At 42.7% G+C, this 2,995-nt stretch carries 3 protein-coding genes; all 3 read left to right on the forward strand.

Annotation, left to right across the window (positions count from 1 at the left end):
• Window positions 1-398, forward strand: a 398-nt coding sequence (locus AB4263_RS24275) for a transposase (protein ID WP_372099043.1), incomplete at its 5' end; no start/stop codon positions are given.
• A 506-nt stretch (window positions 399-904) separates the two neighbouring features.
• Window positions 905-1,312: a VOC family protein gene (locus AB4263_RS24280; protein ID WP_017055297.1), complete on the forward strand. Its 408-nt coding sequence runs from the start codon at window positions 905-907 to the stop codon at window positions 1,310-1,312.
• 83 nt (window positions 1,313-1,395) lie between these two features.
• On the forward strand, window positions 1,396-2,649 hold the full coding sequence (locus AB4263_RS24285) for an HD-GYP domain-containing protein (RefSeq protein ID WP_372099044.1): 1,254 nt from the start codon (window positions 1,396-1,398) through the stop codon (window positions 2,647-2,649).
• Window positions 2,650-2,995: the final 346 nt, after the last annotated feature.

Here is a 2,995-nt window from a genome sequence, read left to right on the forward strand (position 1 = left end):
GAAAAGCAGAGCGTCAAGCGTATGCCAAGCCGATACTGGATGAGCTTTACCAATGGATGACAACCCAGAAGGTGATAGGCTCTAGCCCACTAGGTAAAGCGATAAAGTACACGCTCGGGCAATGGCCAAAGCTCATTCGTTATATCGACGATGGTCACTTATCTATCGATAATAATCGCGCTGAACGTGCAATTAAACCACTGGTCATTGGCAGAAAAAATTGGCTGTTCTCTAACACACCAAATGGCGCTGAGGCGAGCGCGATGCTTTACAGCATCATCGAGACCGCGAAAGCCAACGGTCTTATCCTCTACGACTACATGGTCAAGTGCATGAAAGAGCTGGCGAAAGCTGAGCCTGATATCGACGCACTCCTGCCTTGGAACTTCAAACACTGACAAGTCGCCCCGTGGGTTCATGGGGCGGATACGTACCATACATAGAAAGGTCGCTTTTATAGCGACCTTTCGTCGTTTTGGGCGTTTGTGAATTTTAAATCCAGCGTGTCGGCTTGGATGCAAGCCCAGTCAAGTCACCTACCGGCACCATATTTAAATGACAAAGCCTAGATGAAAATCGGGGCTTTGTTGTATCTGGGGTATAGGAAGCATTGCCTTCACGGTGGCGGCAAGAATGCCTGTCCAATCAGTCCGCCTATCGGTACCAAACATAGAAAGGTCGCTTTTATAGCGACCTTTCTATGTTTTGGACGTATGTGAATTTGAAATCCGGCGTGTCGCTGCAGTTGCGCTTCAATCAGACAGATCTTGATGTTTCACTCCTAAATCTCATAATTTCCCTTCGCTATTCGATCTGATAATGAATTAATTATCTTAAATCATGATGTTACCTGTCATTCTCTTTTCTATTGTCTATGTTTAAAGGACTAACAGAGGAGATAGATATGCTGACAGTAACCCCTTACTTGTTTTTTGATGGTCGTTGTAATGAAGCGTTGGATTTTTATCACAAGTGCTTTGGTGGTGTGGTTTTATCTAAGCAGCTTTTTAGTGATGCACCACAGGTAATCGAGGGCGCTCAACCTGATTGGGTTATGCATGCTGAGTTCGAAGCGTTTGGTATGAAGCTGATGATGTCTGATGGTGTTAAGGCAAAAGAACTTGAAGGCAACAATCTCGCTCTCTCTCTTGTGACTGAAGATACCGCGACTCAAGAACAAATCTTTGAAAAGCTCAAGAAGGGAGGGCGGATAATGACTCCACTCGCAGATACTTTTTGGGGGGCTCGATTTGGCAAAGTAGAAGATAAATTCGGTATACGCTGGATGGTGCACTGCGACTCTTTAAGTTGAGCCTGTGAAATTGGATAGTGAAATTGCTGCTTGGTTTTATTAGAATTATAAATAGAGATTAATCATCAATATTATATATAAAAATGGGCAGCATAAAGATTACCGTAGATCGCATTCAGCCCGGTCTGCATATACGACTCCCCGTAAAATGGAATGAACACCCATTTTTATTCAACAGCTTTAAAATCAAAGATGACGCTCAAGTAAAAGTAATTCGACATCTTGGGATTAAGCACGTCTATATAAACCTGAGTCAAAGTGATACCTCACCTTTACCTGTTAATCACGTAGGTGAACAAGAAGTCGATATTGATTCACAGGTAAGCCTTGAAACGGAAAGAATGTGGAAAGATAAGCATGAGCGTATCGAAACCCTTAGCTCTTACCGCCGCAGGGTGAGTCATTGTGAGAGAGAGTTTGAACGTTCGCTTGCTCGAATGCGATCTGTGATGACCAAGATCCGTAACAGACCTTTAGATGCGGTAGGGGAGGTTAAGGCTCTTGTTGATGATATCGTTGAAACTCTAGTGAGCGATGATAACGTCACCTTGCACCTTATGAATGCTAAAGCAGATTTCGAAGATATTTACTTTCATACTCTAAATGTATCGGTTGTTGCACTGATGATAGGAAAGGCCAAAGGCTATAACACACAGCAATTGAAAGACCTCTCATTCGCAGCGTTGTTTCACGATGTAGGCAAGATCAAAATACCAGTCGCGATACTAAGAAAGCAGAGTGCACTAACGGTGCCAGAAGAGAACTACCTGAAGCTTCATACTAAATACGGTGCGGATATTGTATCGGCAATTGATGACTTTCCTGAAAGTGCTAAAAAGGTGATCGCTCAACATCATGAGATGAATGATGGTTCTGGCTACCCCGAGGGCTTAAAAGAACATGAGATTGATGAATTTGCCAAGATAGTCGCCGTGGCTAATGCATTTGATAACCTTTGCCATGGTAAAACGCAATCTCAACAAATGATCCCGTATTTGGCACTGTCCCACCTATATAAGAGCTGCAAGCATCTATATAGCCAAGATAACTTGGGGCTGTTAGTTAAGTTCATGGGAGTCTATCCACCAGGAACTGTAGTACAGCTTTCAAATGACTCGATTGGGATTGTGATATCCGTTAACGCTAAACATATGCTTTATCCAAATGTACTTATCTATGATCCTAGCGTGCCAAGAACCCAAGCTCCGATCATTGACCTCTTTATTAAAGAGATCAAAATCGTTAATGCCGTTCATCCAAGCAAATTACCTGAACAAGTTCGAGAGTATCTAAACCCTAGGGCTCGTTTATCTTACTTTTTTGATAGTGGAGGGTAGTTATCCACAGGTCGTTGTGGGTAATTTGTTCGAAACTTGGGGTGAAAGTGGTATAAATAAGCCCTTGGTTGAAATGTCTTCGCTTAACCTCTTTTTTTAATAAAAAACGCATTTATTGCTTGCCAATATGAGCGGCATCTCTATAATGCCGCCTCACTGACACGGCAGACGCCACAAGGCTTCAGCGAGAAATGTTAGTAAGGCAACTAGCTTTAAGCGATGATTCGCTTCTACTTTTAGAAAGTAGGAATTAATTCCAAATAAGTGTTTGACACTGAGAATTAAATCGCTAGAATGGCCGCCTCTTCCGAAGTGATGTAAGTCACAACGAAGAGAAGCTCTTTAA

The organism is Vibrio sp. 10N.261.55.C5, from assembly GCF_041470505.1.
In the GTDB taxonomy this organism is placed as follows: domain Bacteria; phylum Pseudomonadota; class Gammaproteobacteria; order Enterobacterales; family Vibrionaceae; genus Vibrio; species Vibrio crassostreae_C.